The sequence below is a fragment of the Robertmurraya korlensis genome (genome assembly GCF_023715225.1).
GTDB lineage: Bacteria > Bacillota > Bacilli > Bacillales > Cytobacillaceae > Robertmurraya_A.
The window spans coordinates 1-324 of sequence record NZ_JAMBNS010000168.1; the positions used below are offsets into that span (position 1 = coordinate 1).

General features: G+C 41.4%; 2 rRNA genes. Both read right to left on the minus strand.

What is annotated here, in order from left to right:
• Positions 1-107: ribosomal RNA gene (rrf, locus tag M3175_RS24705) — 5S ribosomal RNA — on the minus strand; the annotation flags it as partial.
• Between the two features lie 120 nt (positions 108-227).
• Positions 228-324, minus strand: a 23S ribosomal RNA gene (locus tag M3175_RS24710); the annotation flags it as partial.

Genomic DNA, 324 nt, shown 5'->3' on the forward strand with positions numbered 1-324 from the left:
CGTCCTACTCTCACAGAGGGAAACCCTCAACTACCATCGGCGCTGAAAAGCTTAACTTCCGTGTTCGGTATGGGAACGGGTGTGACCTTTTCGCTATCGCCACCAGACTATTTATGCGACACTATTTATTATAATAGTTTTTCGCAAATTTTCAAGAGAAAATTTTAACCATTCTCTCAAAACTAGATAATATTTTCTGAAGAAGAAGAAATACGTTTCATCGTAATTTGGTTAAGTCCTCGATCGATTAGTATCAGTCAGCTCCACACGTCACCGCGCTTCCACCTCTGACCTATCAACCTGATCATCTTTCAGGGATCTTAC